29 protein-coding genes are annotated in these 25,246 nt (G+C 62.2%); 14 read left to right on the forward strand and 15 right to left on the reverse strand.

Annotated features, from left to right (window positions below):
* The 3 genes from B3397_RS14380 to B3397_RS14390 form a co-directional block, all read right to left on the reverse strand.
* Positions 1 to 581: SOS response-associated peptidase (locus B3397_RS14380; protein ID WP_296251196.1), on the reverse strand; the 581-nt coding region annotated here is incomplete at its 3' end.
* Between the two features lie 22 nt (positions 582 to 603).
* Complete coding sequence (locus B3397_RS14385; protein WP_296251308.1) at positions 604 to 864, reverse strand: putative signal transducing protein; 261 nt, start codon at positions 862 to 864, stop codon at positions 604 to 606.
* A complete protein-coding gene (locus tag B3397_RS14390; RefSeq protein ID WP_296251198.1) occupies positions 864 to 1,046 on the reverse strand; it encodes a CPXCG motif-containing cysteine-rich protein in 183 nt (60 codons plus the stop codon). The genes B3397_RS14385 and B3397_RS14390 overlap by 1 nt, the downstream gene beginning before the upstream one ends.
* Positions 1,047 to 1,177: 131 nt before the next feature.
* Here B3397_RS14390 and B3397_RS14395 point away from each other — a divergent pair, with 131 nt between their 5' ends.
* Complete coding sequence (locus tag B3397_RS14395) at positions 1,178 to 2,344, forward strand: 1-acyl-sn-glycerol-3-phosphate acyltransferase (RefSeq protein WP_296251201.1); 1,167 nt, start codon at positions 1,178 to 1,180, stop codon at positions 2,342 to 2,344.
* A 117-nt stretch (positions 2,345 to 2,461) separates the two neighbouring features.
* Positions 2,462 to 2,668 carry a hypothetical protein gene (locus B3397_RS14400; protein WP_296251203.1) on the forward strand — a complete coding sequence of 69 codons (207 nt, stop codon included), beginning with the start codon at positions 2,462 to 2,464 and terminating at the stop codon, positions 2,666 to 2,668.
* A gap of 109 nt (positions 2,669 to 2,777) precedes the next feature.
* Here the strand turns inward: B3397_RS14400 and B3397_RS14405 are convergent, their stop codons facing one another.
* Positions 2,778 to 3,371, reverse strand: a complete 594-nt coding sequence (locus B3397_RS14405; protein WP_296251205.1) for a YajG family lipoprotein — start codon at positions 3,369 to 3,371, stop codon at positions 2,778 to 2,780.
* A 142-nt stretch (positions 3,372 to 3,513) separates the two neighbouring features.
* On the opposite strand from B3397_RS14405, the gene B3397_RS14410 reads away from it, so the two are divergent.
* The gene (locus tag B3397_RS14410) at positions 3,514 to 3,747 is read left to right on the forward strand and encodes a hypothetical protein (RefSeq protein WP_296251206.1); all 234 of its coding nucleotides are present in this window, start codon (positions 3,514 to 3,516) and stop codon (positions 3,745 to 3,747) included.
* Between the two features lie 584 nt (positions 3,748 to 4,331).
* On the forward strand, positions 4,332 to 5,843 hold the full coding sequence (mqo, locus tag B3397_RS14415; protein WP_296251207.1) for a malate dehydrogenase (quinone): 1,512 nt from the start codon (positions 4,332 to 4,334) through the stop codon (positions 5,841 to 5,843).
* 50 nt (positions 5,844 to 5,893) lie between these two features.
* Here the strand turns inward: mqo and B3397_RS14420 are convergent, their stop codons facing one another.
* The 3 genes from B3397_RS14420 to B3397_RS14430 form a co-directional block, all read right to left on the reverse strand.
* Positions 5,894 to 6,181: a PA4642 family protein gene (locus tag B3397_RS14420; protein WP_296251209.1), complete on the reverse strand. Its 288-nt coding sequence runs from the start codon at positions 6,179 to 6,181 to the stop codon at positions 5,894 to 5,896.
* A 69-nt stretch (positions 6,182 to 6,250) separates the two neighbouring features.
* Positions 6,251 to 6,721, reverse strand: a complete 471-nt coding sequence (locus B3397_RS14425; protein WP_296251211.1) for a hypothetical protein — start codon at positions 6,719 to 6,721, stop codon at positions 6,251 to 6,253.
* A 65-nt stretch (positions 6,722 to 6,786) separates the two neighbouring features.
* Entirely contained in the window at positions 6,787 to 7,344 is a 558-nt protein-coding gene (locus tag B3397_RS14430) for a hypoxanthine-guanine phosphoribosyltransferase (RefSeq protein WP_296251213.1), read from the reverse strand.
* Between the two features lie 159 nt (positions 7,345 to 7,503).
* Between B3397_RS14430 and upp the strand changes: the two genes are divergently transcribed.
* Positions 7,504 to 8,142, forward strand: a complete 639-nt coding sequence (gene upp / locus B3397_RS14435) for a uracil phosphoribosyltransferase (RefSeq protein ID WP_296251214.1) — start codon at positions 7,504 to 7,506, stop codon at positions 8,140 to 8,142.
* 3 nt (positions 8,143 to 8,145) lie between these two features.
* Positions 8,146 to 9,408, forward strand: coding sequence for a uracil-xanthine permease family protein (locus B3397_RS14440; RefSeq protein WP_296251215.1), 1,263 nt, complete (start codon positions 8,146 to 8,148; stop codon positions 9,406 to 9,408).
* A gap of 114 nt (positions 9,409 to 9,522) precedes the next feature.
* Here B3397_RS14440 and hemH read toward each other — a convergent pair whose 3' ends face one another.
* Positions 9,523 to 10,548: a ferrochelatase gene (gene hemH, locus B3397_RS14445; RefSeq protein WP_296251217.1), complete on the reverse strand. Its 1,026-nt coding sequence runs from the start codon at positions 10,546 to 10,548 to the stop codon at positions 9,523 to 9,525.
* Positions 10,549 to 10,583: 35 nt separating this feature from the next.
* On the reverse strand, positions 10,584 to 11,486 hold the full coding sequence (locus B3397_RS14450; protein ID WP_296251218.1) for a TIGR01777 family oxidoreductase: 903 nt from the start codon (positions 11,484 to 11,486) through the stop codon (positions 10,584 to 10,586).
* 229 nt (positions 11,487 to 11,715) lie between these two features.
* Here B3397_RS14450 and B3397_RS14455 point away from each other — a divergent pair, with 229 nt between their 5' ends.
* The 5 genes from B3397_RS14455 to phrB all read left to right on the forward strand — a co-directional run bounded on the left by B3397_RS14455 (position 11,716) and on the right by phrB (position 16,379).
* Positions 11,716 to 12,702, forward strand: coding sequence for an NAD(P)/FAD-dependent oxidoreductase (locus B3397_RS14455; protein WP_296251220.1), 987 nt, complete (start codon positions 11,716 to 11,718; stop codon positions 12,700 to 12,702).
* Positions 12,699 to 12,923: a TIGR02450 family Trp-rich protein gene (locus tag B3397_RS14460; RefSeq protein WP_296251222.1), complete on the forward strand. Its 225-nt coding sequence runs from the start codon at positions 12,699 to 12,701 to the stop codon at positions 12,921 to 12,923. Before B3397_RS14455 ends, B3397_RS14460 begins: the two co-directional genes overlap by 4 nt.
* 145 nt (positions 12,924 to 13,068) lie before the next feature.
* Positions 13,069 to 14,031: a YbgA family protein gene (locus B3397_RS14465; protein ID WP_296251225.1), complete on the forward strand. Its 963-nt coding sequence runs from the start codon at positions 13,069 to 13,071 to the stop codon at positions 14,029 to 14,031.
* Positions 14,021 to 14,932: a MerR family transcriptional regulator gene (locus B3397_RS14470; protein WP_296251248.1), complete on the forward strand. Its 912-nt coding sequence runs from the start codon at positions 14,021 to 14,023 to the stop codon at positions 14,930 to 14,932. The genes B3397_RS14465 and B3397_RS14470 overlap by 11 nt, the downstream gene beginning before the upstream one ends.
* A 19-nt stretch (positions 14,933 to 14,951) precedes the next feature.
* A complete protein-coding gene (gene phrB / locus B3397_RS14475; protein WP_296251250.1) occupies positions 14,952 to 16,379 on the forward strand; it encodes a deoxyribodipyrimidine photo-lyase in 1,428 nt (475 codons plus the stop codon).
* An 80-nt stretch (positions 16,380 to 16,459) separates the two neighbouring features.
* On the opposite strand, the gene B3397_RS14480 is transcribed toward phrB, so the two are convergent.
* From B3397_RS14480 to hemA, 6 genes are all read right to left on the reverse strand, one after another.
* Positions 16,460 to 16,978 (reverse strand): acyloxyacyl hydrolase, encoded by a 519-nt coding sequence (locus tag B3397_RS14480; RefSeq protein WP_296251252.1) that lies wholly within the window; start codon positions 16,976 to 16,978, stop codon positions 16,460 to 16,462.
* Positions 16,979 to 17,094: 116 nt separating this feature from the next.
* Positions 17,095 to 17,886: a glutamate racemase gene (gene murI, locus B3397_RS14485; protein WP_296251254.1), complete on the reverse strand. Its 792-nt coding sequence runs from the start codon at positions 17,884 to 17,886 to the stop codon at positions 17,095 to 17,097.
* Positions 17,879 to 18,634 carry a molybdopterin-synthase adenylyltransferase MoeB gene (locus B3397_RS14490; protein ID WP_296251257.1) on the reverse strand — a complete coding sequence of 252 codons (756 nt, stop codon included), beginning with the start codon at positions 18,632 to 18,634 and terminating at the stop codon, positions 17,879 to 17,881. Before B3397_RS14490 ends, murI begins: the two co-directional genes overlap by 8 nt.
* Complete coding sequence (prmC, locus tag B3397_RS14495) at positions 18,628 to 19,458, reverse strand: peptide chain release factor N(5)-glutamine methyltransferase (RefSeq protein ID WP_296251259.1); 831 nt, start codon at positions 19,456 to 19,458, stop codon at positions 18,628 to 18,630. Before prmC ends, B3397_RS14490 begins: the two co-directional genes overlap by 7 nt.
* Positions 19,459 to 19,461: 3 nt before the next feature.
* Positions 19,462 to 20,544: a peptide chain release factor 1 gene (gene prfA / locus B3397_RS14500; protein ID WP_296251261.1), complete on the reverse strand. Its 1,083-nt coding sequence runs from the start codon at positions 20,542 to 20,544 to the stop codon at positions 19,462 to 19,464.
* Positions 20,541 to 21,818, reverse strand: coding sequence for a glutamyl-tRNA reductase (gene hemA, locus B3397_RS14505; protein ID WP_296251262.1), 1,278 nt, complete (start codon positions 21,816 to 21,818; stop codon positions 20,541 to 20,543). The genes prfA and hemA overlap by 4 nt, the downstream gene beginning before the upstream one ends.
* Before the next feature lie 163 nt (positions 21,819 to 21,981).
* Between hemA and B3397_RS14510 the strand changes: the two genes are divergently transcribed.
* From B3397_RS14510 to ispE, 3 genes are read left to right on the forward strand one after another with little or no spacing between them, the layout of a single operon-like run.
* On the forward strand, positions 21,982 to 23,709 hold the full coding sequence (locus B3397_RS14510; protein WP_296251264.1) for a tetratricopeptide repeat protein: 1,728 nt from the start codon (positions 21,982 to 21,984) through the stop codon (positions 23,707 to 23,709).
* 3 nt (positions 23,710 to 23,712) lie between these two features.
* On the forward strand, positions 23,713 to 24,348 hold the full coding sequence (gene lolB, locus B3397_RS14515) for a lipoprotein insertase outer membrane protein LolB (protein WP_296251265.1): 636 nt from the start codon (positions 23,713 to 23,715) through the stop codon (positions 24,346 to 24,348).
* A 13-nt stretch (positions 24,349 to 24,361) separates the two neighbouring features.
* Entirely contained in the window at positions 24,362 to 25,210 is an 849-nt protein-coding gene (gene ispE, locus B3397_RS14520; protein ID WP_296251267.1) for a 4-(cytidine 5'-diphospho)-2-C-methyl-D-erythritol kinase, read from the forward strand.
* Positions 25,211 to 25,246: the final 36 nt, after the last annotated feature.

Here is a 25,246-nt window from a genome sequence, read left to right on the forward strand (position 1 = left end):
TCGTTGACCAGGTTGGCCAGGGGGCGCTCGCGCAGCGGGGGCTGGGGTGCCGCCAGCAACGATTGCAGCACGGCAAGGGGCGTTTCGGGGTCCAGCCAGGCCTGCTGGCCGGCCGTATCGAGAATCAACGGCCGACGTTGATTCATCGCCGCCTGAGTCACCACAGCGGTGCTGAGCCACACCTGCTCCTGCACCGGATACGCTTCCCACACGGCGGCAAAGAACAGCGATGAGCCCTCCCCCGGCGTCAGCCAATAGGGCCGCTTGCGCACATTGCCGCGCCATTCATAGAAACCGTTCGCCGGAATCAGGCAGCGCCGCAGGCGCAGGGCTTCACGAAACATCGGCTGCTCGGCCAGGGTTTCGGCACGGGCATGGGCCGGGGTTCGCGACAGGTCGGTGAGCCAGGGCGGCGTCAGCCCCCAGCGCGCGCGGGCCAGGGTAGAGGCACCCTGCTCCAGACGCTGGATAAGCACCGAGTCCCCCGGCGAAATATTCCACTGGGCACGCTGGTCGGCGGGAAAACCGGCCTGCGCGGCGAAGGCCGGCGACCAGCGAAACAAGGCAAAACGTCCACACATCAGGCAAAGACTCTTGAGGGGCCTAACACAGCAAGACCCCGGGAACACTGTCGGGCTCGTCGCCCGGCATCGGCAGCGCAGCATTGTACTCACCGATCAACTGACGTGCGTAGTCGGCCTGGTCATTGTCCACCAGAACACCGAGCAAACCCATGGCCGGCAGTTCGCCCATGCCCCCGACCAGATCACGGCCCGCCAGGTGCGCCACAATGCCTTCGCTCTCCAGCATACCCAGCAACATCTGGGCCTCGAGCAGGCTGCCCGGTTCATAGACCCGCTGCATCATTCGTTCTCGCTGCGTACGACCAGCGACCAGTCCTGGCCATCGGTGTCCAGGCTGAACACGATGGGACGGCAGCACACCGGGCAGTCTTCTATATACTGCTGATCCCCGCCGGACAGGTCGAGCACGGCTTCGGCAGGCTCGCCACAGTAAGGGCAATCGTAAGACTCGGTTTCCAGCATCGCGGCCTCCAACGGGTGACTTGTGCGTATAATCGGCGGTCTGTTTGCAGGTGTCCTGCGGCGCCGGCCATCGGCGCTGGCGCAGATTTTCGAACCTGCACCTTTACCCTAGCCGTTTCCTACAAGAGAGCATGATGGGCGAATTCGATGCCATCCGACCCTATGACGACGCCGAAGTACCTGCCGTTCTGGCACGGTTGCTCAGCGATCCGGCATTTCTGGATATCCTCACCCACTTTCGCTTCCCGCGACAGGCCAAGGCCCTGGGCTGGCTGCTCAAGCCGCTGATCGCGCGCCGCCTGCGCCGTGAGTTCAAAGACGTGACCGACGTCGCCAGCCTGCAGGACAAGGTCGAGTTCTACGTCGACCACACCATCGATCGCGCCACCGACGGTGTGACCTACACGGGCGTCGAGCAGTTCAAGTCCGGCAGTGCTTACCTGTTCCTGGCCAACCACCGCGACATCGTGATGGACCCGGCCTTCGTCAACTATGCCGTGTACCATGCCGGCCTGCCGACGCCGCGCATCGCCATCGGCGACAATCTGCTGCAGAAGCCCTTCGTCAGCGACCTGATGCGCCTGAACAAGAGCTTCATCGTTCACCGCTCGCTGGTCGGCCGTCGCGAGAAGCTCGCCTCCTACCAGCTGCTGTCGGCCTACATCAATCACTCGATCCGCAACGACGTGGCGTCTATCTGGATCGCCCAGGCCGAAGGACGCGCCAAGGACGGCGACGATCGCACCGATTCGGCGATCCTCAAGATGTTCCACATGAGCCGCAAGGACGAACCGTTCGGCGAAGTCATCCGCAGCCTCAACCTCACGCCCGTGTCGATCAGCTACGAGTATGACCCTTGCGACCAGGCCAAGGCGCGCGAGCTGTACATCCGCGCCACCAAGGGCGCCTACAACAAGGCGCCGGGTGAAGACGACGTCAGCATCGCCCAGGGCATCACCGGCTACAAGGGCCGGGTGCACGTCAATTTTGCCGCGCCCATCGCTGCGCTGTTCGAGGACACCAAGCAGTTGGCCATCGAAGTCGACCGGCAGATCCTCGGCGGCTATCGCCTGTTCCCGGTGCACTACCTGGCCTACGCGCAGTGGGCCGACGCCGACCCTGAGCTGCACGTGCCGGCCGCCGCCGAGCTGTTTCCCGCCGATGAGTTGGAAAAGGCCCGCGCCGAATGGCTGCGGCGCCTGCGCGAGTGCCCGGTGGAACAACGCCCGTACCTCATCGTGCAGTACGCCACCCCGGTGCGAAATCAGTATCGAGTCAAGGCTGGACTGCCGCTCTGACCGTTCGGATGACCAACGGCGCCTCAAGGGCGCCGTTTTTCATTAAAGCCCGGCGTCACACGCTCGTCATACAAACACGCCATTGTGTTGCACCTTCACACACCACGGATGTTTGTCATGCTGCATGCCCAGAACCAGGACCGCCTCTATCTCATTGCCGCCAGCGACGAACAGGAAGCGCTGATCGATGCCCTGGCGTTCAATGTGCAAGATCGTCAGTGGCTGGTGTACTGCGCGCTGGGTGGGCATCAGCATGGCGACTGGCCGGAGCTTGATGTGGCGACGGGGATAAGCGTGCTGGAGTTCTATTCTCAGGCGGCTTGAGGTATTCGGTGAATGGACTGCTCACCTCAACCCCCTCTGCCCCACCCAACCCGATCCATGAAAAAAGCCCGCGTTCAACGCGGGCTTTTCTTCGATGACCAACGAAAAATCAGAAACTACCCCGAGCCAGCGTCTGGCCGATGGTCGCGTCCTTGAACACACGCGTCAGGGCGTCGCTCAATACATCGCTGACCAGCTTGGTGTTGGTTTCCTGATTCGGCGCCATGCCGAAACGCTGGTTCAGCGAAGCGCCGTAGCGACCGCTGTAGTGACGACCGCCATTGGCGACATCCGCCTTGAAGGTGGCGCCGATGTTGGCTTCGGTCACGTACATCTTGTCTTTGGGCGACTGATACTTGAGCTCCGCCAGGGTGATGGTCAGGGTCGGCGCGCTGCCAGCACTGCCGGTGGGGGTGAAGCCCAGCAGTCGCACGGCGGCTTCGGCCTGAGCCTGCAGCTTGGGGATCACATCATTGGCCGCGACGCTGACAGCGCTGGTCTCGGGGTACAGGCCACCGCGCGTACCCAGGGTAGGCGATCCGCGACCGTCGACCACGCGCACCACCACCGGCTGGCCCTGGCCGACCGCGGCCAATTGCGACGTCAGGCGCGGCTGCGGGCTGAGTTGCTGCGGGCTGTTGGCACAACCGACCAACGTCAGACTGGTCACAGCGATCATAGCGAACAACAGGCGTTGCAACATGCTCATCTCTCCGGGGGAACAGGCATTCGATGGGGAGGGAGTATAGCGGGGGCGGGACGCAACGGACCAGCGCTCCATGTCATCACCTTGTCACCCAAGCCTGCCACGCTCTGCCCTACATCAAGCCCACGGTGAACCGCTCATGCGCCTGCTCAAATCCCTGTTCGGTACCCGCCAGCCCTATCGTTGCTACGTGGCCCTCGACGGCCAGGGCCATTGCCGCGCCTTCAAGCAGTGCCAGCAACCTCCGCAAGGCGAAGGCTGGGTCGAAGTGAACGATATTCGCCCACAATGGCTCGGCCAGGCATTGCCCGCCCATGCACGCGTCAGCTCCCATGCCACGGGCGTTAGCGCCGTTCGGGCTGCGCACGCGTGACCGACGAGTCAGTAAAAGCCATTTAAATAACGATCAATTCCCCGCGTTTCATCGCTATAATCTCCCCCCGATTATAAGGACGTCTCCTGATCGGGCCTCGCATTACCGCCAACGCAATCGCCTTGGCCTTCGCACCGCCCCCAGAGAGCCGCCCACGCAGGTCATGTACAGGCGTGCTCCCTCGCCTGCGTGAACCTGGCGCTGCCGGTTTCCAAGCAGCCTTCTTGAGGTTCACGACTCCAAAAGAGCGTGAAAAAACGGGTTTTCACAACTTCACAAGAGTGTGGCGAGCAAAATGAAAAGTCTTGCATCTGTACCAGCACCATCCGCGTCCCGAACGGCCCGAAGAAGAAGGATCGAACGCTTTCATTGAGGCGTTTCATCGCTGCTGGGGGCATTGACCATGGTCGCATTGCCCATCGGGGTCGAACGTGAGTTCATGGGCTCTGGCCTGACACCCGGTCGCGCACGCGCCGCTGCAGCGAAGCAATTGTGAAGATTCGGACATGGCGACCCAGGCCTGCACAAACTTACCGGGGTCCTATGCTGTCAATTGGGTGCTGAAGATTTTGGAGACGCGTTAAATGGCGCAAAACGAAGCAGTCGACGTGGTATTGGTAGGGGCAGGCATCATGAGTGCCACCCTGGCCGTACTGCTCAAGGAACTCGATCCGGCACTGAAGCTGGAAGTCGTCGAGCTGATGGATTCCGGTGCTGCCGAGAGTTCCAACCCATGGAACAACGCCGGCACCGGCCACGCCGGACTGTGCGAGCTGAACTACACGCCTCAGGCGGCCGATGGTTCCATCGACATCAAGAAGGCTGTGCAGATCAACACCCAGTTCGAGGTGTCGAAACAGTTCTGGGCCTACCTCACCAAACAGAGCAGCTTCGGCTCGGCCAGGTCTTTCATCAGCCCGGTACCCCATCTGAGCTATGTGGAAGGTGACAAGGGCGTCGCGTTCCTCAAGAAACGCTTCGAGATGCTCAAGCAGCATCACGCCTTCGCCGACATGGAATACACCGAAGACAAGGCGAAGATGACCGAGTGGATGCCACTGATGATGCCCGGCCGCCCTGCCGACCAGCACATCAGCGCCACGCGGGTGATGGGCGGTACCGACGTCAACTTCGGCGCGCTCACCAACAAGCTGCTGGCCCACCTGTCCAACGCGCCCGGCGCCCAGGTCAAGTACTGCAAGAAAGTCACCGGCCTGACCCGCAAGGGCAAGGGCTGGTCGGTCAGCATCAAGGACGTCAACAGCGGCAGTACCCGCGAAATCGATGCCAGCTTCGTGTTCCTGGGTGCCGGCGGCGCAGCGCTGCCGCTGCTGCAGATGTCGGGCATCGAGGAAGGCAAGGGCTTCGGCGGCTTCCCGGTCAGCGGCCAGTGGCTGCGCTGCGACAACCCCGAAGTGGTCAAGCGCCACCAGGCCAAGGTCTACAGCCAGGCGGCAGTGGGCTCGCCACCAATGTCGGTACCGCATCTGGACACCCGCGTGGTCGATGGCAAGAAATCGCTGCTGTTCGGACCCTACGCCGGCTTCACCACCAAGTTCCTCAAGCACGGCTCGTTCCTCGACCTGCCGCTGTCGGTACGCGCCGCCAACATCGGCCCGATGCTGGCCGTGGCGCGGGACAACATGGACCTCACCAAGTACCTGATGAGCGAAGTCCGCCAGTCCATGGAACAACGCCTGGATTCGCTGCGCCGCTTCTACCCTGAAGCCAAGGCTGAAGACTGGCGCCTGGAAGTGGCTGGCCAACGCGTGCAGATCATCAAGAAAGACCGGAACAAAGGCGGTGTGCTGCAATTCGGTACCGAGCTGGTGTCGGCTGCCGACGGTTCGCTGGCCGCCTTGCTGGGGGCCTCGCCGGGTGCATCGGTCACCGTGTCGATCATGCTCGATCTGCTGGAACGTTGCTTCCCCGAACAGACCCGTTCGGCCGCCTGGACGGCCAAGCTGGGCGAGATCTTCCCGGCGCGGGAAAAGGCTCTGGCAGAAGATGCCGAGCTCTATCGTCGGGTCAGCAGCGAAAGCGATGTCGCGCTCGAACTGGTGGAAAAACCCAGCGGTGCGCAGCATTACGCCTGATCCAGCCAATAAAAAAACGCCCCGAGGGGCGTTTTTTTTGGACTGATGAATCAGCCGCGGGCTTTGTCGATCAGCTCGATGTAGTCCGCCGCGTTGCGCTGATCACGGATCAGGGTAACGAAATCATTGCCGTGTTCGTCCTTGCCATCCAGGTCGTAGCCGGCCTCCTTGAAGAACACCAGGAAACGCTCGAAGTCATCGACACGCAGGCCGCGGTAGGCCTTGACCAGTTTATGCAGCGACGGCGAAGTGGCATCGACCGGTTCGAAATCCAGGAACAACTTGATCTGCGCGTCGCCGATCTCGTCACCAATCAACTGCTTCTTGTCTTTACGCATTACCGACTCCAACTCGCTATCACGGCTATTCCACGGGGCAGGCAGTTTACCCCCGTGCAAGGCTCGGGCTCAACGCGCGCGTACGCTGCCCGTGTGCAGGTCGGCCCAGATGTGACCGTTGGCGTAGGTGAGGAACTGCACATACACGGTGTCGTTGCGCAACAGGTCCAGCAGGATCCGGTACTGGTTCAACGGGTAGGTGAGCGTGAGGGTTTTGCTGGCTTCGTCGAATGTCGGCTTCTTCAAGCTTTTGCTTTCACCATCGAAGGTGATCAACACCTGGGCCAGGCTGGCGCCCTTGTTCAAGGTCTTGCCCTTGAGGCGCAGCAACATCGGCGCGGTGACCGGAATGGGCTGCTGGTTGGAATGACGTTGGTTGCCCATCACCACCGAGTAATCGGTGACCTGCAGCAGCTGTTGCTGCTCGGGATTGCCGTCGCGCAGAGTCTGCTCGTCGGGCGGTAGAAACTGCCCGTGCATCGGTGCGGCCGCGAGCGGCAAGCTCATCGACAGGGCTAAAGCAGCAACGGTCAGGCGCATGGCATGGTTCCTCAGGGGAAATATCAATGTAGCACCGGCGTAAGCCGGGTCCGGGACCGACGCGATCAGAGCCCTTTCACCGCATAAATCCCTGCCGCATTGCGCCAGTAACCCTTGTAATCCATACCATACCCAAAGATATACCGATCGATGCACGGCAACCCCACGAAGTCGGCCTTGAGGTCCGGGCTGGCCTTGCGGTCATGGTCCTTGTCGATCAGCACCGCGGTATGCACCGCACGCGCGCCGGCATGCTTGCAGAAGTCAATGATGGCGCTGAGGGTATGACCCTCGTCGAGAATGTCATCGATGATCAGCACATCGCGGTCGATGAACGATATCTCCGGCTTGGCCTTCCAGAACAGATCACCGCCGCGGGTCTCGTTGCGGTAGCGGGTGGCGTGCAGGTAGGACGCTTCCAGCGGGAAATTCAGATGCGTGAGCAGTTTGCCGGAGAAGATCAGCCCGCCGTTCATCACGCAGAACACCACCGGGTTGCGCTCGGCCAGTTCGGCGTTGATCTGTGCGCCGACCTTGGCAATCGCCGCTTCGACTTCGGCTTCGGTATACAGGCAGTCAGCTTCGCGCATGACTTGACGGATGTGCTCGAGATCAGCGGACATGGCGCTCTCCAGGGGGGCGGTGCGAGAAAAGCGGGCAAAGGTACGCACACAGCGGGGACGAATCAAGCATTTGTGGACTAACGTGCAGTATGTCTATAGGACAGCCCGACACAATAGATTAATCTAGCGCGGTTTTTTGCCCGCCCGGAGCCATTCCCCATGCCAACACGTGAGATCCGCCACCCGCTGATCCGTCATAAGCTCGGCCTCATGCGCCGTGCCGATATCAGCACGAAGAACTTCCGCGAACTCGCGCAGGAAGTCGGAGCCTTGCTCACTTACGAGGCAACCAAGGATCTGCCCCTGGAAAACTACGAAATCCCAGGCTGGGCAGGACCGGTGCAGGTCGAGAAAATCGCCGGCAAGAAAATCACCGTGGTGCCGATCCTGCGGGCCGGCATCGGCATGCTCGACGGCGTCCTCAGCTTGATCCCCGGGGCCAAGGTCAGCGCCGTCGGCGTAGCCCGCAACGAAGACACCCTGGAAGCCCACACCTACCTGGAAAAGCTGGTGCCCGAAATCGACGAGCGCCTGGCGATGATCATCGATCCGATGCTGGCCACCGGCGCCTCCATGGTTGCCACCATCGACCTGCTGAAAAAAGCCGGCTGCAAGGAAATCCGCGCCATGGTGCTGGTGGCCGCGCCCGAAGGCATCGCCGCAGTGGAAACCGCCCACCCCGACGTGCAGATCTACACGGCCTCCATCGACGAGTGCCTGAACGAACATGGCTACATCATCCCAGGCCTGGGCGATGCCGGGGACAAGATCTTCGGCACCAAGCAGAAGGACGCCTGACCCATGCAGGATGAGTTCAACGATCCGCTCTGGCGACAGGTGCTGTCCGGCGCGCAGATGCTTTTCGTGGCCTTCGGCGCGTTGGTGCTGATGCCTCTGATCACCGGCCTGGACCCCAACGTGGCGCTGTTCACCGCAGGCCTGGGCACCCTGTTGTTCCAAGTGGTGACGGGGCGTCAGGTGCCGGTGTTCCTGGCCTCCAGCTTCGCCTTCATCACGCCGATCATCCTGGCCAAGGGTCAGTTCGGCCTGGCCGAAACCATGGGCGGGGTGATGGCGGCAGGTTTCGTCTACACCTTCCTGGGTCTGGCAGTGAAGATCAAGGGTACCGGCTTCATCGACCGCCTGCTGCCGCCGGTGGTGATCGGGCCGGTAGTGATCTCGATCGGCCTGGCCATGGCCCCGATCGCGGCCAACATGGCCATGGGCAAGGCCGGCGACGGCGCTGAACTGATCCCCTACACCACCGCCATGTGGATCTCCATGCCAGCGTTGCTCACCACGGTAGTGGTAGCGGTGTTCGGCAAAGGCATCTTCCGTCTGGTGCCGATCATCGCCGGGGTACTGGTGGGCTTTGGCCTGTCCTTCGCTTTCGGCGTGGTCGATACCGCGAAGATTGCCGCCGCGCCGTGGTTGGCGTTCCCACACTTCACTGCACCGGCTTTCAATTGGCAGGCAATCCTGTTCATCGTGCCCGTGGCACTGGCTCCGGCCATCGAGCATATCGGCGGGGTGATCGCGGTGGGCAGCGTGACCGGACGCGACTACCTGAAAACACCTGGCCTGCACCGCACACTGCTGGGCGACGGCATCGCCACGACCACTGCCGGCCTGTTCGGCGGACCGCCCAACACCACCTACGCCGAAGTCACGGGCGCCGTGATGCTGACCAAGAACTACAACCCGAAGATCATGACCTGGGCGGCGATCTTCGCCATCACCCTGGCGTTCATCGGCAAGTTCGGCGCGCTGTTGCAGAGCATCCCGGTACCGGTCATGGGCGGCATTCTTTGCCTGCTGTTCGGCTCCATCGCCGCAGTCGGCTTGAACACCATGATTCGGCACAAGGTGGACCTGGGCGAAGCGCGCAACCTGGTGATCGTTTCCGTGACACTGGTGTTCGGCATCGGCGGCGTGCTGGTCGGCTCCGGCACCGGGCCGGACGATTTCGGGCTCAAGGGTATTGCGCTGTGCGCGGTAGTGGCGATCGCGCTGAATCTGCTGCTGCCAGGGCACACGGATTGGAAGAAGACATCGCAGGATTGATCGTGGCTGGCCTATCAGCCCCACCACAACCCGCTTTTGCCCCCTCTCCCTCAGGGAGAGGGCTGGGGTGAGGGGACCATCCCCCCCCATCTCCGATCCCTCCCTCGCACAACATCACAACATCACCGGCGCCCGCTCACACAACGTATTCAACGCCACCCCCCACTGCGGGTGATCGTTCAAACAAGGCACCAACACCAACTCCTCCCCGCCCGCCTCGCGAAACTGCTCCTGCCCGCGATCGCCAATTTCCTCCAACGTTTCGATGCAATCGGCAACGAACGCCGGGCACATCACCATTAGCTTCCTGACCCCCTGCTCCGCCAACTCGTGCAGCCTGACTTCGGTATAGGGCTCGATCCACTTCGCGCGGCCCAGCCGCGACTGGAACGACACCGACCAACTGCCCTCGGCCAAGCCCATGCGCTCGGCAAAGGCACTGGCGGTGCGCAGGCACTGGGCGCGGTAGCACGTGGCCAGGACTTCAGGCGAGGCCGTCTTGCAGCAGTCGGCATTGCGCAAGCAATGCTTGCCGGTCGGGTCGATCTTGGTCAGGTGCCGTTCCGGCAGACCATGAAAACTCATCAGCAGATGATCATGGGGCTGCTCCAGGTAAGGCCTGGCACTGGCTACCAACGCATCGATGTATTCAGGTTGATCGTAGAACGGTTGCAGCACGCTGAACTGAATCGGCAGCTTCCGCTCGCGCACCACCTTCCTGGCCTGCTCGATCACCGTGGTCACGGTGCTTTGTGCAAACTGCGGGTACAGCGGCGCCAAGGTCACTTTGCCCACACCCTGCCCCGCCAGGCGCGTCAGCACCGTATCCAGCGATGGCTCGCCGTAACGCATGGCCATCTCTACCGGACCATGGCTCCATTGTTGCGTCATCAGCGCATGCAGGCGACGGGTCAGTACCACCAGCGGTGAGCCGTCCTCCCACCAGATCGAGGCGTAGGCGTGGGCCGACTGCTCGGGCCGTTTGATCAGAATCAGAGACACCAGCAAGCGCCGCACCGGCCAGGGCAGGTCGATGACATAGGGGTCCATGAGAAATTGATTGAGGTAGCGGCGCACGTCGGCCACCTCGGTAGAAGCCGGTGATCCCAGGTTGACCAGCAGCAGGGCGTGATCGGTCATGCAACGTCCTATTTCAAAGGTTCGACGATTGACGCTCAAAGCCGCCTGGAGAGTTCTGCCAGGGCAGCGGGTAATTCGGTGTAGCGAAAGTTGAAGCCTGCGGCCTGTAGCTTCGCGGGCCGCGCCCGCTGTCCGCCCAGCAGCAACCCCGACAGCTCGCCCAGGCCGGCGCGCAACAACAGCGATGGCAATGGCATGAAGGCAGGTCGGTGCAGCGCCTTGCCCAGCAGGCTGGCGAACTCGCGATTGCGCACCGGTTCGGGCGCGCAGGCATTATAGGGACCTTGGCAGTCACGCTGCTGCAAGAGAAAATCAATCAGCGCGATTTGATCGCTGATGTGCACCCACGGCATCCACTGGCGACCGTTGCCGATGGGGCCGCCCAGGCCCAGCTTGAACGGCAGTGCCAGGCGCTTGAGAAAACCACCCTCACTGGCCAGTACCAGGCCGGTACGCACCAGCACCACGCGGATGCCCAGGGCCTCGGCGCGCTGGGCGGCTTCCTCCCAGGCAATGCACAAATGGCTGGCGAAGTCTTCCTTGACCGGCTGCGACGCTTCGGTCAATTCACGTTCGCCGCCGTCACCGTACCAGCCCACCGCAGAGCCGGAAATCAGCACCTCCGGACGCTGCTCACGGCTTTCCAGCCAGGCCAGCAGACGCTCGGTCAGGGTGATCCGGCTACTCCACAACAATGCCTTGCGCCTGGCAGTCCACGGCCGGTCGGCAATGGGCGCACCCGCCAGGTTCACGACAGCATCCAGAGCCCCATCACCGAACGCCTCGAGGCGCTCGATACCGCGCACGCTGGCACCACACAGGTGCCTGACCTGGTCCGGTCGTCGGCTCAACACGGTAATATCGTGCCCCTGCCCTACCCAGTACTGGCAGAGCTTGCGGCCAATCAGACCAGTACCGCCGGTCAGCAATATGTGCATGAGGTCTTCTCCATGTGGCGTTGCCCTTGCATCGCTAGTCTATTTTTATGAGAGAGGCACTTTCTGCCATGACTGCTCTCAGATGAACCATAGGACACCTGAGCAAAAAGGATCCCGCTAACTTATACTGATTGAGTGTTTTGTACAGGTTTGTTTCGCAGGGCGCATGCTTCATCACTGAAAAACGCCCGCAACGAGCCTGAAAACAAACAGTAGTTACGAGGGCACTATGACTGTACCTATCGCAATCATCGGCACCGGCATCGCCGGCCTTTCCGCGGCCCAGGCGCTGCTCAAGGCCGGACATGCCGTCCACCTCTTCGATAAGGCTCGCGGCGTCGGCGGACGGATGTCCAGCAAGCGCAGCGACGTCGGCTCCATCGACCTTGGCGCCCAGTATTTCACCGCTCGCGACCGGCGCTTCGTTGCTCAGGTGCAGCAATGGCAGGCCGCAGGCTGCGTCGAACAATGGGCACCCCTGCTATACAACGCCAAAGACGGGCGCCTGAGCCCCTCGCCCGACGAGCAGGTGCGCTGGGTTGGCACGCCACGCATGAGTTCGATCCCCAAGGCCATGGCCGCCGAACTGACCACTGTGTTGAGCTGCCGGATCACCGAAGTGTTCAAGGGCAAGGAGTTCTGGCACCTGCTCGACGCCGAAGGCGCCAGCCATGGCCCGTTCAGCCAGGTGGTGATTGCCGTGCCGGCACCCCAGGCAACGCCGCTATTGGCCAGCGCGCCCAAACTGGCCGCAGTGGTCGCGGGCGTGCAGATGGAACCTACGTGGGCTGTGGCATTGGCTTTCGACACTGCCTTGAGCACGCCCATGCAAGGGTGCTTCGTGCAGGACAGCCCGCTCGATTGGCTGGCCCGAAGTGACAGCAAACCTGGGCGCGACGGCAGCGTCGACACCTGGGTGCTGCACGCCACCAGCGCCTGGAGCAAGCAGCACATCGACCTGTCCAGAGAGGAAGTCATCGATCACCTGCACGGTGCTTTCGCCGAACTGGTCAACTGCCCGATGCCTGCGCCGACGCTGAGCATCGCCCATCGCTGGCTCTATGCTCGCCCGGCGGGTGCCCATGAGTGGGGCGCTTTGGCCGATGCCGATCTGGGTCTGTACGTGTGCGGCGACTGGTGCTTGTCCGGCCGCGTCGAAGGCGCCTGGCTCAGCGGCCAGGATGCCGCCCGGCGCTTGATCGAGCACCTGCAATGACCGCGCGCCATCGGCTCAATCCGCGCAAGCTGCTGCTGTCCAAATGGACCGCAGCCCAGCCGCTCAATCGCGAGAAGCATTTTCTGGTGAGCGACGTGCTCTGTGACGAGGAAGGCGTGGTGCTGGAAGTGGAATTGCAAGCCGTCCTGACCCACCGCTGCCAGCGGCTGCCCTGGCAGTCACTTCAGGATGCGCAGACTTGGAAAATGGGCTGGCAATGATCCGGGCACGCCAAGTGCCCTCGCCCGACAGCACTGCCCGCCCCAAATAACTGTACAAAATATTTGACTTGTACATATACGCACCTATGATGAATCCAGGCTGTACGGAAATTCATGCCCGTACAGCTTTGAGCAGAGGTCGGCCATGTACCAAGCCCTTTCTACCAAGCCCAAAATCGGCATCAGTGCCTGCCTGCTGGGCGCCGAAGTGCGCTTCAACGCGGGGCACAAGGAATCTCGCTGGTGCAGCCGCGTTCTCAGCGAACACTTCGACTTCGTGCCGGTGTGCCCTGAAGTGGCTATCGGCCTGGGCATTCCCCGCGAGCCTATCCGCCTGATCGGCGACAAGGATCACACCCAGGCCGTCGGCACGGTGCACCCGGACATCAATGTCACTGAACCGCTGGCCGAATACGGCGCCCGTATGGCCGGCGAACTGACCGATCTGTGCGGCTATATCTTCATGCAGAAGTCGCCTTCCTGCGGGCTGGAACGGGTCAAGATCTATCGCGACAACGGCGCCCCGCAACGCGAGGGCGGTCGCGGCATCTATGCCCAGGCCTTCTGCGAACGCCATCCCAACCTGCCGGTGGAAGAAGAAGGCCGACTGTGTGACCCCGTGCTGCGTGAGAACTTCCTGGTGCGCGTTGGCGCCTATGCGCAGTGGCAGGCGCTGCTCCAGGCAGGCCTGACCCGGCGCAGCCTCATGGAGTATCACTCCCGCTTCAAGTACCAGCTGATGGCCAATAATCCCCTGCAGTACAAGGTGCTGGGCAAAATGCTCGGCAGCATGGGCCGCGGCGACGCCGAAGAAGTCGGCCCGCGCTACTTCGGTGAACTGATGACCGCTCTCAAGCGATGCGCTACACGGGGCACCCATACCAACGTGTTGCTGCACATCAGCGGCTACCTGAAACAAGCCATCGACGCTCAGGACAAGCAGGAACTGCAGCAGCTGATCAGCCAATACCGCGAGGGCATCGTACCCCTGGTGGTACCGATGACGCTGCTCAAGCACCTCTTTCGTCTGCACCCCGACCCTTACATCGCTCAGCAAACCTACCTGCAACCGCATCCGGAAAACCTGAGCCTGCGCAATGCCATTTGAGCCCCAGGCAGCCGACTGGCTACCCATCCGGGAAGTGACCCGCCTGACCGGGGTCCACCCGGTGACCCTGCGCGCCTGGGAGCGTCGTTATGGCCTGGTGGTGCCGCACCGCACCGCCAAGGGTCATCGGCTCTACGATTCGCAGCATATCGCGCGTATTCAGCAGGTATTGACCTGGCTCAATCGTGGCGTCGCCGTCAGCCAGGTCAAGCATCTGCTGGATACCCCGGAGGCGTCGCCCCAGGCGCTGGACAACGACTGGCAGCAGCTGCGCCAGACCCTGATCGGCGCCATTGCCGAACTGGCCGAGCGCAGGCTCGACGACAGTCTGAACCAGGCCATGGCGCTCTACCCTCCCAACACCCTCTGCGAACTGTTGTTGCTGCCATTGCTGGCTGAACTGGAACATCGCTGGCAGGGCCAATTCGGCGCACAGATGGAGCGCGTGTTTTTCTACTCCTGGCTGCGCAGCAAGCTGGGCGCGCGCATCTATCACAACAACCGACAGGTCAGCGGTCCGCCGGTGTTGCTGGTCAACCAGTCCGATCGACCCATGGAACCTCACCTGTGGATAACCGCCTGGCTGATCAGCAGCTCCAACCATGGGGTGCAGGTGTTCGACTGGCCGCTGCCACCCGGCGAACTGGCATTGGCCTGTGACACGTTGCAGGCGCGGGCTGTGTTGTTGTGTGCCAGCACCGCCCTCAACGTGGCCGGGCTGCGCAAGCTGCTGAGCGGCTGCCAGTGCCCCAAATGGCTGATCGGCCCGGCGGTGCGAATCCATCATCCCGCCCTTGCCGCACTCGCCGAACAGCTTGGCGACCTGCAACTGGCCGAAAGCCCGCTGATGGCCCAGCAGGCATTGCAGCACTTCACCGCTCCTGTCACACGCACCCCATGAACATTTGGAAGTCTTCCCCATGCAATTGATCTGGCTGCGCAGCGACCTGCGTGTGCATGACAACACCGCCCTGGCGGCCGCCTGCGCCAAAGGCCCTACCCTGGCCTTGTACTTGCTCAGCCCCGGCCAGTGGCAAGCCCACGACGATTCGCCAAACAAGGTGGATTTCTGGCTGCGTAACCTCAAGCAGCTCAGTGCCGCCTTGAAAAAACTGCATATTCCCCTGTTGATTCGCGAAGCCGACACCTGGGACAAAGCACCCAAGGTGATCGCCCAGCTGTGCAAGGAACACGGCATCGAGGCGGTGCACTGCAATGAGGAATACGGGGTCAACGAAACCCGGCGCGACGACGCCGTGGCAGCGCTGCTCGATGAACAAGGCATCACCCTGGAGCGCTACCTGGACCAGTTGCTGTTCAAACCCGGCAGCGTACTGACCAAGGGCGGCACCTATTTCCAGGTGTTCAGTCAGTTTCGCAAGGTGTGCTACGAACGCCTGCACCACTCACCGCCGGCACTGGTGGCCACGCCGAAGGCACAGAAACCGGTACACGTGGCGGCCGACAAGGTGCCTGACCACGTCAAAGGCTTCGCCACGCCCAGCAAGACCCTCCAGCAGATGTGGCCAGCGGGCGAAGACGAAGCCAGCCAGCGCCTGAAGGTTTTTACCGATCAGCCTATAGAACATTACAAGGTCGAGCGTGACCTGCCTGCCCGCCCCGGCACCAGCCAGATTTCCGCGTACCTGGCAGCCGGCGTGGTCTCGCCCCGCCAATGCCTGCATAGCGCCCTGAACAGCAACCGCGGCGAATTCGAAAGCGGCAACGTTGGCGTGGTGACCTGGATCAGCGAATTGATCTGGCGGGAATTCTACAAGCACATTCTGGTGGGCTATCCACGGGTCTCGATGCACCGTGCCTTCCGCCTGGAGTACGAAGCCCTGCCCTGGCGCAATGCGCCCAAGGACCTGCAAGCCTGGCAGGAAGGCCGCACCGGCATTCCGATTGTCGACGCCGCCATGCGCCAGTTGGTAGCCACCGGCTGGATGCATAACCGCCTGCGCATGATTGCCGCAATGTTCTTGAGCAAGAACCTGTTGATCGACTGGAGGGAGGGTGAGCGCTTCTTCATGCAGCACCTGATCGACGGCGATCTGGCGTCCAACAATGGTGGCTGGCAGTGGAGTGCTTCGACCGGAACCGATTCGGTGCCGTACTTTCGCATTTTCAACCCCGTCAGCCAGTCGATGCGCTTCGATGAACAAGGGGTTTTTCTCAAGCAATGGCTACCTGAGCTCAAGCATTTGGACAGCAAGCAGGTGCATGCACCGCCCGCGGGTGATTTGTTCGCGGATGGAGACTACCCGGCGCCAATCGTGGATCTGAAGGAAGGTCGCGAACGTGCACTGGCAGCCTTCAAGAACCTGCCATCACGCAAGACAAAATAAGCAGATACGCCGCCGCCCCCACCCTGTAGGAGCGGCGTACAGCCGCGAAGGCACCCTCCCGGGCGCCCCCACCATCAGCCTTACAAAGGCATCCGATAATTCAAGGTATATGCCTCGATCCCATCGTTTGGCTCTTTGATGCCGGCGTTGGAATAATGGATCGCTCTCACACCCAGCTCATGCCCACCACCGAAGCGCAGGCCGAAACCGATGCGGTCTTCGAAGTTGAACGAGGAGCCCAGCTTGTTGCCCTCGATCTGGGTATGGGCGAATGCGGCCACGCCGATACCCGCCTCGATGTACGGCTTCACCGAACCGCTGCCGAACTCGTAAACGAAGACCGGTGCGAACGACAGGCTGTGGTTATCCTTGAAGTCCTTGCCGTCCCAGTAGGTGTAGCCTGCATCCCAGTAGCCGGTCAGATGGCCGACACTGGTTTGAAACCAGCTCTTGTCCCAATTGGACTGAACACCAATACGGTAGACCTGGGAAGATTCGCCGGTTTCACCCGCCGAAAACGACAGATCAACCGCTTGTGCGGAAATGCTGTGCCCCAACAACACGGCTGCAAGCGCAGCCAAAGAGAACAATCTCTTCATGAGAAACATCCTAGGGAATTCAGTTGTAAGAATTTTTGTCGCCTCAGCAGACAAGCTATAGAAATCTCGGCTTGCGTGTAAGTTCAGTGACACAAAGCTTTTATTTCACATTTTTTTTACAAATGGAATCTTTGCACACTATCAGACGATTTACCCAGCATAGGTAGGACATTTCTGAAATTTTCCGGACTGCCACTCGTCCAGAATCGCACCGGGCGAGCTTCGCCCGTCGCCAGCGCATGCTGCTCCGCCAGCAGGCGTTGCAACTGCCGCGCTACCGCCGCGCCGGTATCGACCAGCACCACCTCACGGGGCACCATGGCCAGCAGCAGGGGCTTGAGGAAGGGGTAATGCGTGCAGCCCAGAATCAGCGTGTCGCAGCCGGCTGCCAGCAACGGCTCGACATAACTCCGCAACAGACTGCGCAAGGCGGGGCTGTGCAGGTCACCGGTCTCGATCAGTTCCACCAGGCCAGGACAGGGCTGAGTAATCACCTGCACGTCACTGGCGAAACGGTCGAGTAATGCGGCGAACTTGGCGCTTTGCAGGGTGCCGGTGGTAGCCAGCACGCCCACCACGCCGCTGCGGGTCGCTGCCGCCGCGGGTTTGACCGCAGGCTCCATGCCAACGATCGGCCACTCGGGATAACGTTGACGCAAGTCCGCCACGGCCGCCACGGTCGCCGTGTTGCAGGCCAGCACCAGCGCCTTGGCGCCTTGCTCACGAAAGAATCGCGCCACCTGCAGGCAGCGCTCGCGAATGAATTCGGGGGTTTTCTCGCCATACGGGATGTGCCCGCAATCCGCGACGTACAGCAAGGATTCTCGGGGCAGCAGGCGTTCGATTTCGTGCAGCACCGACAGACCGCCGACGCCCGAATCGAAAACGCCGACCGGCGCCTCAGACACGTCGACTGCCACAGACGCCGCACTGCGGGTCACGCTTGACTCGCAGTTCACGAAACCGCGTGCCCAACGCATCGATCAACAGCAAACGCCCGATCAGCGGATCGCCGAACTCAGCCAGCAGCTTCAGCGCTTCCAGCGCCTGCAGACTGCCCACCAGCCCTACCAGCGGCCCGACCACACCGGCTTCGCTGCAGGTCAACTCGGTCTCGCTGCCGTGGCCGTAGAGGCAGTGGTAGCACGGGCTCTCGGGGCGGCGGGGGTCGAACACCGAAAGCTGCCCTTCCAGGCGAATCGCCGCGCCACTGACCAGGGGCTTGCCCGCCGCGAAGCAGGCGGCGTTCACCGCTTCGCGCGTAGCGAAATTATCGGAGCAGTCGAGCACCAGATCCACCGAAGCGACGGCAGCGTCCAATGAATCGGCATCCAGCGCGCTGCGATGAGCGATCAGCGCGATCTCGGGGTTGATCGCGCCCAGGCGCTGGATCGCCGAGTCGACCTTGCTGGTGCCCACCGATGCGCTGTCGTGCATGACCTGACGCTGCAGGTTGGTCAGGTCCACCGTGTCGAAGTCCGCTAGGTGCAGTTCGCCCACGCCCGCGGCCGCCAGGTACATGGCCACTGGCGAACCCAGCCCACCCAGGCCGATGATCAGCGCACGGCTGTTCTTCAATCGCAGCTGCCCGGCGATATCGACCTGAGCCAGCAGCACCTGACGGCTGTAGCGCAGCAGCTCCTGATCGGTCAGCACAGCAGCCGCCCGAAGGTGATGCGCTGATGCCCGCCGAGGTCGACGCGACTTTCGATCTGTTCGAAGTCGTGTCGGGCAAGCAGCTCGCGCACCGCGGCGGCCTGATCGTAACCGTGCTCCAGCAGCAGCCAGCCGGCAGGCGCCAGATGCTGAGGCGCCCGCTGCACGATGTGACGTATGTCATCGAGACCGTCGATGCCCGCTACCAACGCGCTGGCCGGTTCAAAGCGCACATCGCCGGCACTCAGGTGCGGATCGGCGGCGGCAATGTACGGCGGGTTGCTGACGATCAGGTCGAATCGTTCACCGTCCAGCGCGCTGAACCAGTGGCTTTCCAACACACGGGCGTTGCCAAGCTCAAGACGCACCCGGTTGCGCTCGGCCAACGCCACGGCTTCGGCTATCCGGTCCACCGCTGTCACCTGCCAGGCGCCGCACTCGCTGGCCAGCGCCAGGGCAATCGCGCCTGTGCCGGTGCCCAGGTCCAGCACCCGTGCCGACCCTCTGGGCAGCAATTGCAAGGCCGTTTCCACCAGCAGTTCTGTATCGGGACGCGGGATCAGGGTATGCGCCGCGACTTCGAGGTCGAGTTTCCAGAAGCCCTGATGACCCAGGATATAAGCCACCGGTTCACCCCTTCGGCGGCGCTCGATGAAACCGGCAAACGCTGCGGCCGCCTCACTGGTGACGATCCGCTCCGGCCAGGTGTGCAGGTAGCTGCGCGCTTTGCCCAGGGCCGCGGCGAGCAACAGTTCGGCGTCCAGTCGGGCCGTGGGCGAGTCGGGAAGTTCGGCACTGCGTAACAGTGTGGCAATGATGGTCATGTGTCATTCACCCAACGCGGCCAACTGATCGGCCTGGTATTCGGCCAGAAGTGGCTCTATCACTGCATCGACGGCGCCGGCCAACACTTCATCCAGCGAATAAAGCGTGAGGTTGACCCGGTGGTCGGTCACCCTGCCCTGGGGAAAATTGTAGGTACGGATGCGCTCGGAACGATCCCCGGAGCCCACCAGCAGCTTGCGTTCGCTGGCAATGGCATTGGCCGCGGCGCTGGTCTGCATGTCGTTGAGCTTGGCCGACAGCCAGCTCATGGCTCGGGCGCGGTTCTTGTGCTGGGAACGCTCTTCCTGACACTCGACGACGATGCCGGTGGGCAGGTGGGTAATACGGATCGCCGAGTCGGTCTTGTTGACGTGCTGGCCACCGGCGCCGGATGAGCGGTAGGTGTCTACGCGCAGATCCGCCGGGTTGATCTCGATCGCCACATGCTCGTCGGGTTCGGGCAACACCGCCACGGTGCAGGCGGACGTATGGATACGGCCCTGGGACTCGGTTTCCGGTACGCGTTGCACCCGGTGCGCGCCGGATTCGAACTTGAGCTTGCCGTAGACGTTGTCGCCCTCGACCCGGGCAATGACTTCTTTATAGCCGCCGTGCTCGCCCTCGTTTTCGGACAGGATCTCGACCCGCCAGCCACGCCGCTCGGCATAGCGTGAATACATGCGAAACAGATCACCGGAGAAGATCGCCGCCTCGTCGCCACCGGTACCGGCACGAATCTCCAGGAACACGTTGCGGCCATCGTTCGGGTCCTTGGGCAGCAGCATGCGCTGCAGGGCACCCTCGAGCACCACCAGTTGCTCCTTGGCTTCGCGCACTTCTTCGGCGGCCATGTCGCGCATGTCCGGGTCATTGTCCTTGAGCAGCGCCTGGGCGCCTTCGAGGTCGGCATTGACCTTGGCCCACTGCTGGTAGCCGACGACGACCGGCTCCAGCTCGGCGTACTCCTTGGAGTAGGCGCGGAAACGGGTTTGCTCGGAAATGACTTCGGCATCGCCCAGCAAGGCGGTCAATTCCTCGAAACGGTCCTGGATCGTGTCCAGTTTATTGAGCAGTGACGCTTTCATTGCGGCGGTTTATCCGTAGAGCCCTCGTTGAGGGCAAAGAGTTCCTGGGCCATGGCCAGCGCATCGACGCGGCCTTCGGCGGAGAGCTTTTTCATGTGCACGCTGGGCGCATGCAGCAGCTTGTTGGTCAACCCGCGGGCCAGTTGGGCCAACACGTCTTCGGCGTTACCGCCGTTGGCCAACAGGCGCAGGGCTTTTTGCAATTCCTCGTCGCGCAAGCGCTCGCCCTGTTGGCGGTAGGCCTTGAGCACGTCCACTGCCGCCAGCTCGCGCAGGCGCAGCATGAAATCATCGGCACCGACGCTGACCAGCTCTTCGGCGGCCTGCGCCGCACCTTGGCGGCTTTTGAGGTTTTCCGCCACCACTTCGTGGAGGTCATCCACGGTGTACAGGTAAACATCGTCCAGCTCGCCCACCTCAGGCTCGATATCCCGCGGCACGGCGATGTCGACCATGAATATCGGCTTGTGCTTGCGCAGCTTCAGCGCGCTTTCCACCGCACCTTTACCCAGAATGGGCAACTGGCTGGCGGTGGAGCTGATGACGATATCGCTGTTGACCAGTTCCTGGGGAATGTCGGCCAGCAGTACCGCGTGCGCGCCGAACTGTTCGGCCAAGCTGCTGGCACGCTCCAGGGTACGATTCGCCACCACGATACGCTTGACGCCCTGCTCGTGCAGGTGGCGGGCGACCAGGGTAATGGTTTCGCCGGCGCCGATCAGCAGCGCCTGGCTGCGCTGCAGGTCGCTGAAGATCTGCTTGGCCAGGCTGACTGCGGCAAAGGCCACCGACACCGGGTTTTCGCCAATGGCGGTGTCGGTGCGCACCTGCTTGGCGGCACTGAACGTCGCCTGGAACAGCCTGCCCAGCAGCGGCCCGATGGTGCCGGCCTCGCGCGCCACGGCGTAGGCCGACTTCATCTGGCCAAGGATCTGCGGCTCGCCCAACACCAGCGAATCGAGGCCCGAGGCCACCCGCATCATGTGACGAACGGCCGCATCTTCCTCGTGCACATAAGCACTGGCGCGCAGTTCGTCGACGCTCAAACGGTGGTAATCGGCCAGCCAGCGCAGCACCGCATCGGCACCCAGGAGATCCTGTTCGATGTACAGCTCGCTGCGATTGCAGGTCGAGAGGATCGCTGCTTCGCGGCTGTGAGTCAGCCGGCAAAGCTGCTGCAAGGCCTCAACCAGCTGCTCAGGCGTAAACGCCACGCGCTCGCGTACGTCTACCGAAGCAGTCTTATGGTTGATACCGAGGGCAAGGAAGGCCATTCAAGGTCGCTGATGATGTCGAGAAGCCGACAATTGTCCTACTTCGACAGATCGAGAACAACCACCGCTATCTATTGTCCTAATAGGCAACCTCGAGTTATGGGTTTGACCTGTGGCTTGTGTCATGATGATCCGACCGCAGGTAAGTCGCCAAAACCCCTCTATGAATAGAACCTCCGCGTTGTTCCTCGCCGTTGCCTTGCTCCAGGGTTGCCAATCGTGGTCTCCCCAGCAACAGGCAGCCCCCGTACCCGTGGCTCAGCCGGCGCCGACGCCGGACGCCGAACCACAGGTGTACGGCTCGTTCACCGAGGAGACCGTGTTCAGCCTGCTCAGTGCAGAGCTGGCCGGGCAGCGCAATCGTTTCGATATTGCGCTGGACAACTATGTCGACCAGGCCCGCAAGACCCAGGACCCGGCTGTGGCCGAGCGGGCGTTTCGCATTGCCGAGTACCTGGGCGCCGATCCGTCGGCCCTGGAAACCTCGTTGCTGTGGGCCAAAAATGCCCCCACCGACCTCGATGCCCAGCGCGCCGCGGCCATCCAACTGGCCCGCAATGGCGACTACGACGAATCCCTGCAGTACATGGAAAAAGTCCTCCAGGGCCAGGGCGACACCCATTTCGATTTCCTTGCACTGTCGGCCGCCGATACCGACGAGAGCACTCGCCAGGGCCTGTTGCAGAGTTTCGAGCGCCTGCTGCAGAAGTATCCCGGCAACGGCCAGTTGATCTTTGGCAAGGCCCTGCTGCTGCAACAGGGCGGCGACGGCCAGGGCGCCTTGGCGCTGCTCGAGAGCAACCCGCCTCAGGATGGCGAAATCGCACCGATCCTGTTGCGTGCACGGCTGCTGGCCAGCCTTGACCGGGGCAGCGAAGCCTTGCCCCTGCTGGAGAAGAACCTCAAGAAATACCCCGAGGACAAGCGCCTGCGCCTGACCTACGCGCGCATGCTGGTGGAACAGAACCGCATGGACGACGCCAAGGTGCAGTTTTCCACTCTGGTTCAGCAGTACCCGGACGACGATGAGCTGCGCTACTCCCTGGCACTGGTATGCCTGGAGGCCAAAGCCTGGGACGAGGCCTACAGCTACCTGCAGGAACTGGTGGAACGTGGCAGCCATGTCGATTCCGCGCACTTGAATCTGGGCCGCATCGCCGAAGAGCGAGGCAACCCTCAAGCGGCCCTGGATGAATACACCCAGGTGGGCCCCGGCACCGACTTCCTGCCCGCCCAATTGCGCCAGGCCGACATTCTGATCGCCAATGGCCGCGCCGTGGAAGCCTCCCGCCGCCTGGCCGAGGCCCGTAGCAATCAGCCTGATTACGCCATCCAGCTGTACTTGATCGAGGCCGAAACCCTGGCCAACAACGACAAGACCCAGGACGCCTGGCTGGTGCTGCAGAATGCCATCAAGCAGAACCCCGACGACTTGAATCTGCTGTATACCCGCTCGATGCTGGCGGAAAAGCGCAACGATCTGGTGCAGATGGAAAAAGACCTGCGCGCGATTCTTGCCCGCGAGCCGAACAATGCCATGGCGCTCAACGCCTTGGGCTACACCCTCTCGGACCGCACCACGCGGTTCGAGGAGGCCCGCACGCTGATCGAAAAGGCCCACAGCCTGAACCCCGAAGACCCGGCAGTGCTCGACAGCCTGGGCTGGGTCAATTATCGCCTGGGCAACCTCGATGCAGCCGAGCGCTACCTGCGCAGCGCCCTGGAGCGTTTCCCCGATCACGAAGTCGCCGCGCACCTGGGCGAAGTCCTGTGGGCCAACGGCAAGCAGCGCGAAGCGAAGAAAATCTGGGGCAAGGCCCTGCAAGAACAACCTGACAGCCCTATCCTGCGCAGCACCATTCTGCGCCTGACCGGTTCCGAGACCCTTTAATATATGCGTTTTTGTAATACAGCTTTCGTCCGCAATCTCTCTACGTTCGCCTTGATCGCCCTGCTGGCCGGCTGTGCCGGCATCGGCTCGCGCGAGGCGCTGCAAGGCCAGGGCAACCCGCAGCAGTGGCAAGCCCACAAACAGCAGTTGAGCCAGCTCGACGGCTGGGAAATCAACGGCAAGATCGGCATCCGCGCGCCGAAAGATTCGGGCTCCGGCACCCTGTACTGGCTGCAACGCCAGGATTACTACGACATCCGCCTGTCCGGCCCCCTCGGCCGAGGCGCCGCCCGACTGACCGGCCGCCCCGGCCAGGTCAGCCTGGAGGTCGCCAATCAGGGTCGCTATGAGGCCGCCACCCCTGAGGAGCTGCTGGAGCAGCAGTTGGGCTGGAAACTTCCCGTGTCCCATCTGTCCTGGTGGGTCCGCGGCCTGCCGGCACCCGACAGCAAGAGTCAGCTGACCCTGGACGGCGACAGCCGTCTGGCGGGGCTGGATCAGGATGGGTGGAAGGTCGAGTACCTGAGTTACGCCGAGCAGAACGGCTACTGGCTGCCGGAGCGGATCAAGCTGCATGGCCAGGACCTGGACGTGACCCTCGTGGTCAAGGATTGGCAGCCGCGCCGACTGGGCCAGTGATCGAGCACCTACCATGAGTGAATTGCTGACCCTGCCCGCCCCGGCCAAGCTCAACCTGATGTTGCACATTCTGGGCCGCCGCCCCGACGGCTACCACGAACTGCAGACGGTGTTTCAGTTTGTCGACCACGGCGACGAGCTGGACTTCGCCGTGCGCACCGATGGCGTGATCAAGCTGCATACGGACATCGCCGACGTGCCTCACGACAGCAACCTCATCGTCAAGGCCGCGCGCAGGCTCCAGGCCCTGACCGGCACCGAGCTGGGCGCCGACATCTGGCTGCGCAAGGTGCTGCCCATGGGCGGCGGCATCGGCGGCGGCAGCTCGGATGCGGCCACCACATTGCTGGGCCTGGACCACCTGTGGCAAACCCGCTGCAGCGAAGATCAGCTGGCCGAACTGGGCCTGTCCCTGGGTGCCGACGTACCGGTATTCGTACGCGGGCGCGCTGCTTTCGCCGAAGGTGTGGGCGAGAAACTCACTCCTGTGCAGCCGCCTGAACCCTGGTATCTCGTGCTCGTTCCGCAAGTCTCTGTAAGTACAGCAGAAATTTTTTCAGATCCTTTGTTGACACGTGACTCGGCGCCCATTAAAGTGCGCCCCGTTCTCGAGGGAAACAGTCGTAATGACTGTCAAGCGGTAGTCGAGCGTCGTTACCCAGATGTACGTAACGCTTTGAATTTACTGGATAAATTCACTGAAGCAAGGCTCACCGGAACTGGAAGTTGTGTGTTTGGGGCCTTCCCAAGCAAAGCGGAAGCTGATAGAGTTTCGCACCTTCTTGCAGACACCCTTACAGGGTTCGTAGCCAAGGGAAGCAACGTTTCGATGTTGCATCGCAAGCTGCAAAGTCTGTTCTGAGAAACGAGTGCTGGGCACTCGGTTGTTTCAAGCTAC

Source organism: Pseudomonas sp. UBA4194 (assembly GCF_002379585.1).
Classification (GTDB): Bacteria; Pseudomonadota; Gammaproteobacteria; order Pseudomonadales; family Pseudomonadaceae; genus Aquipseudomonas.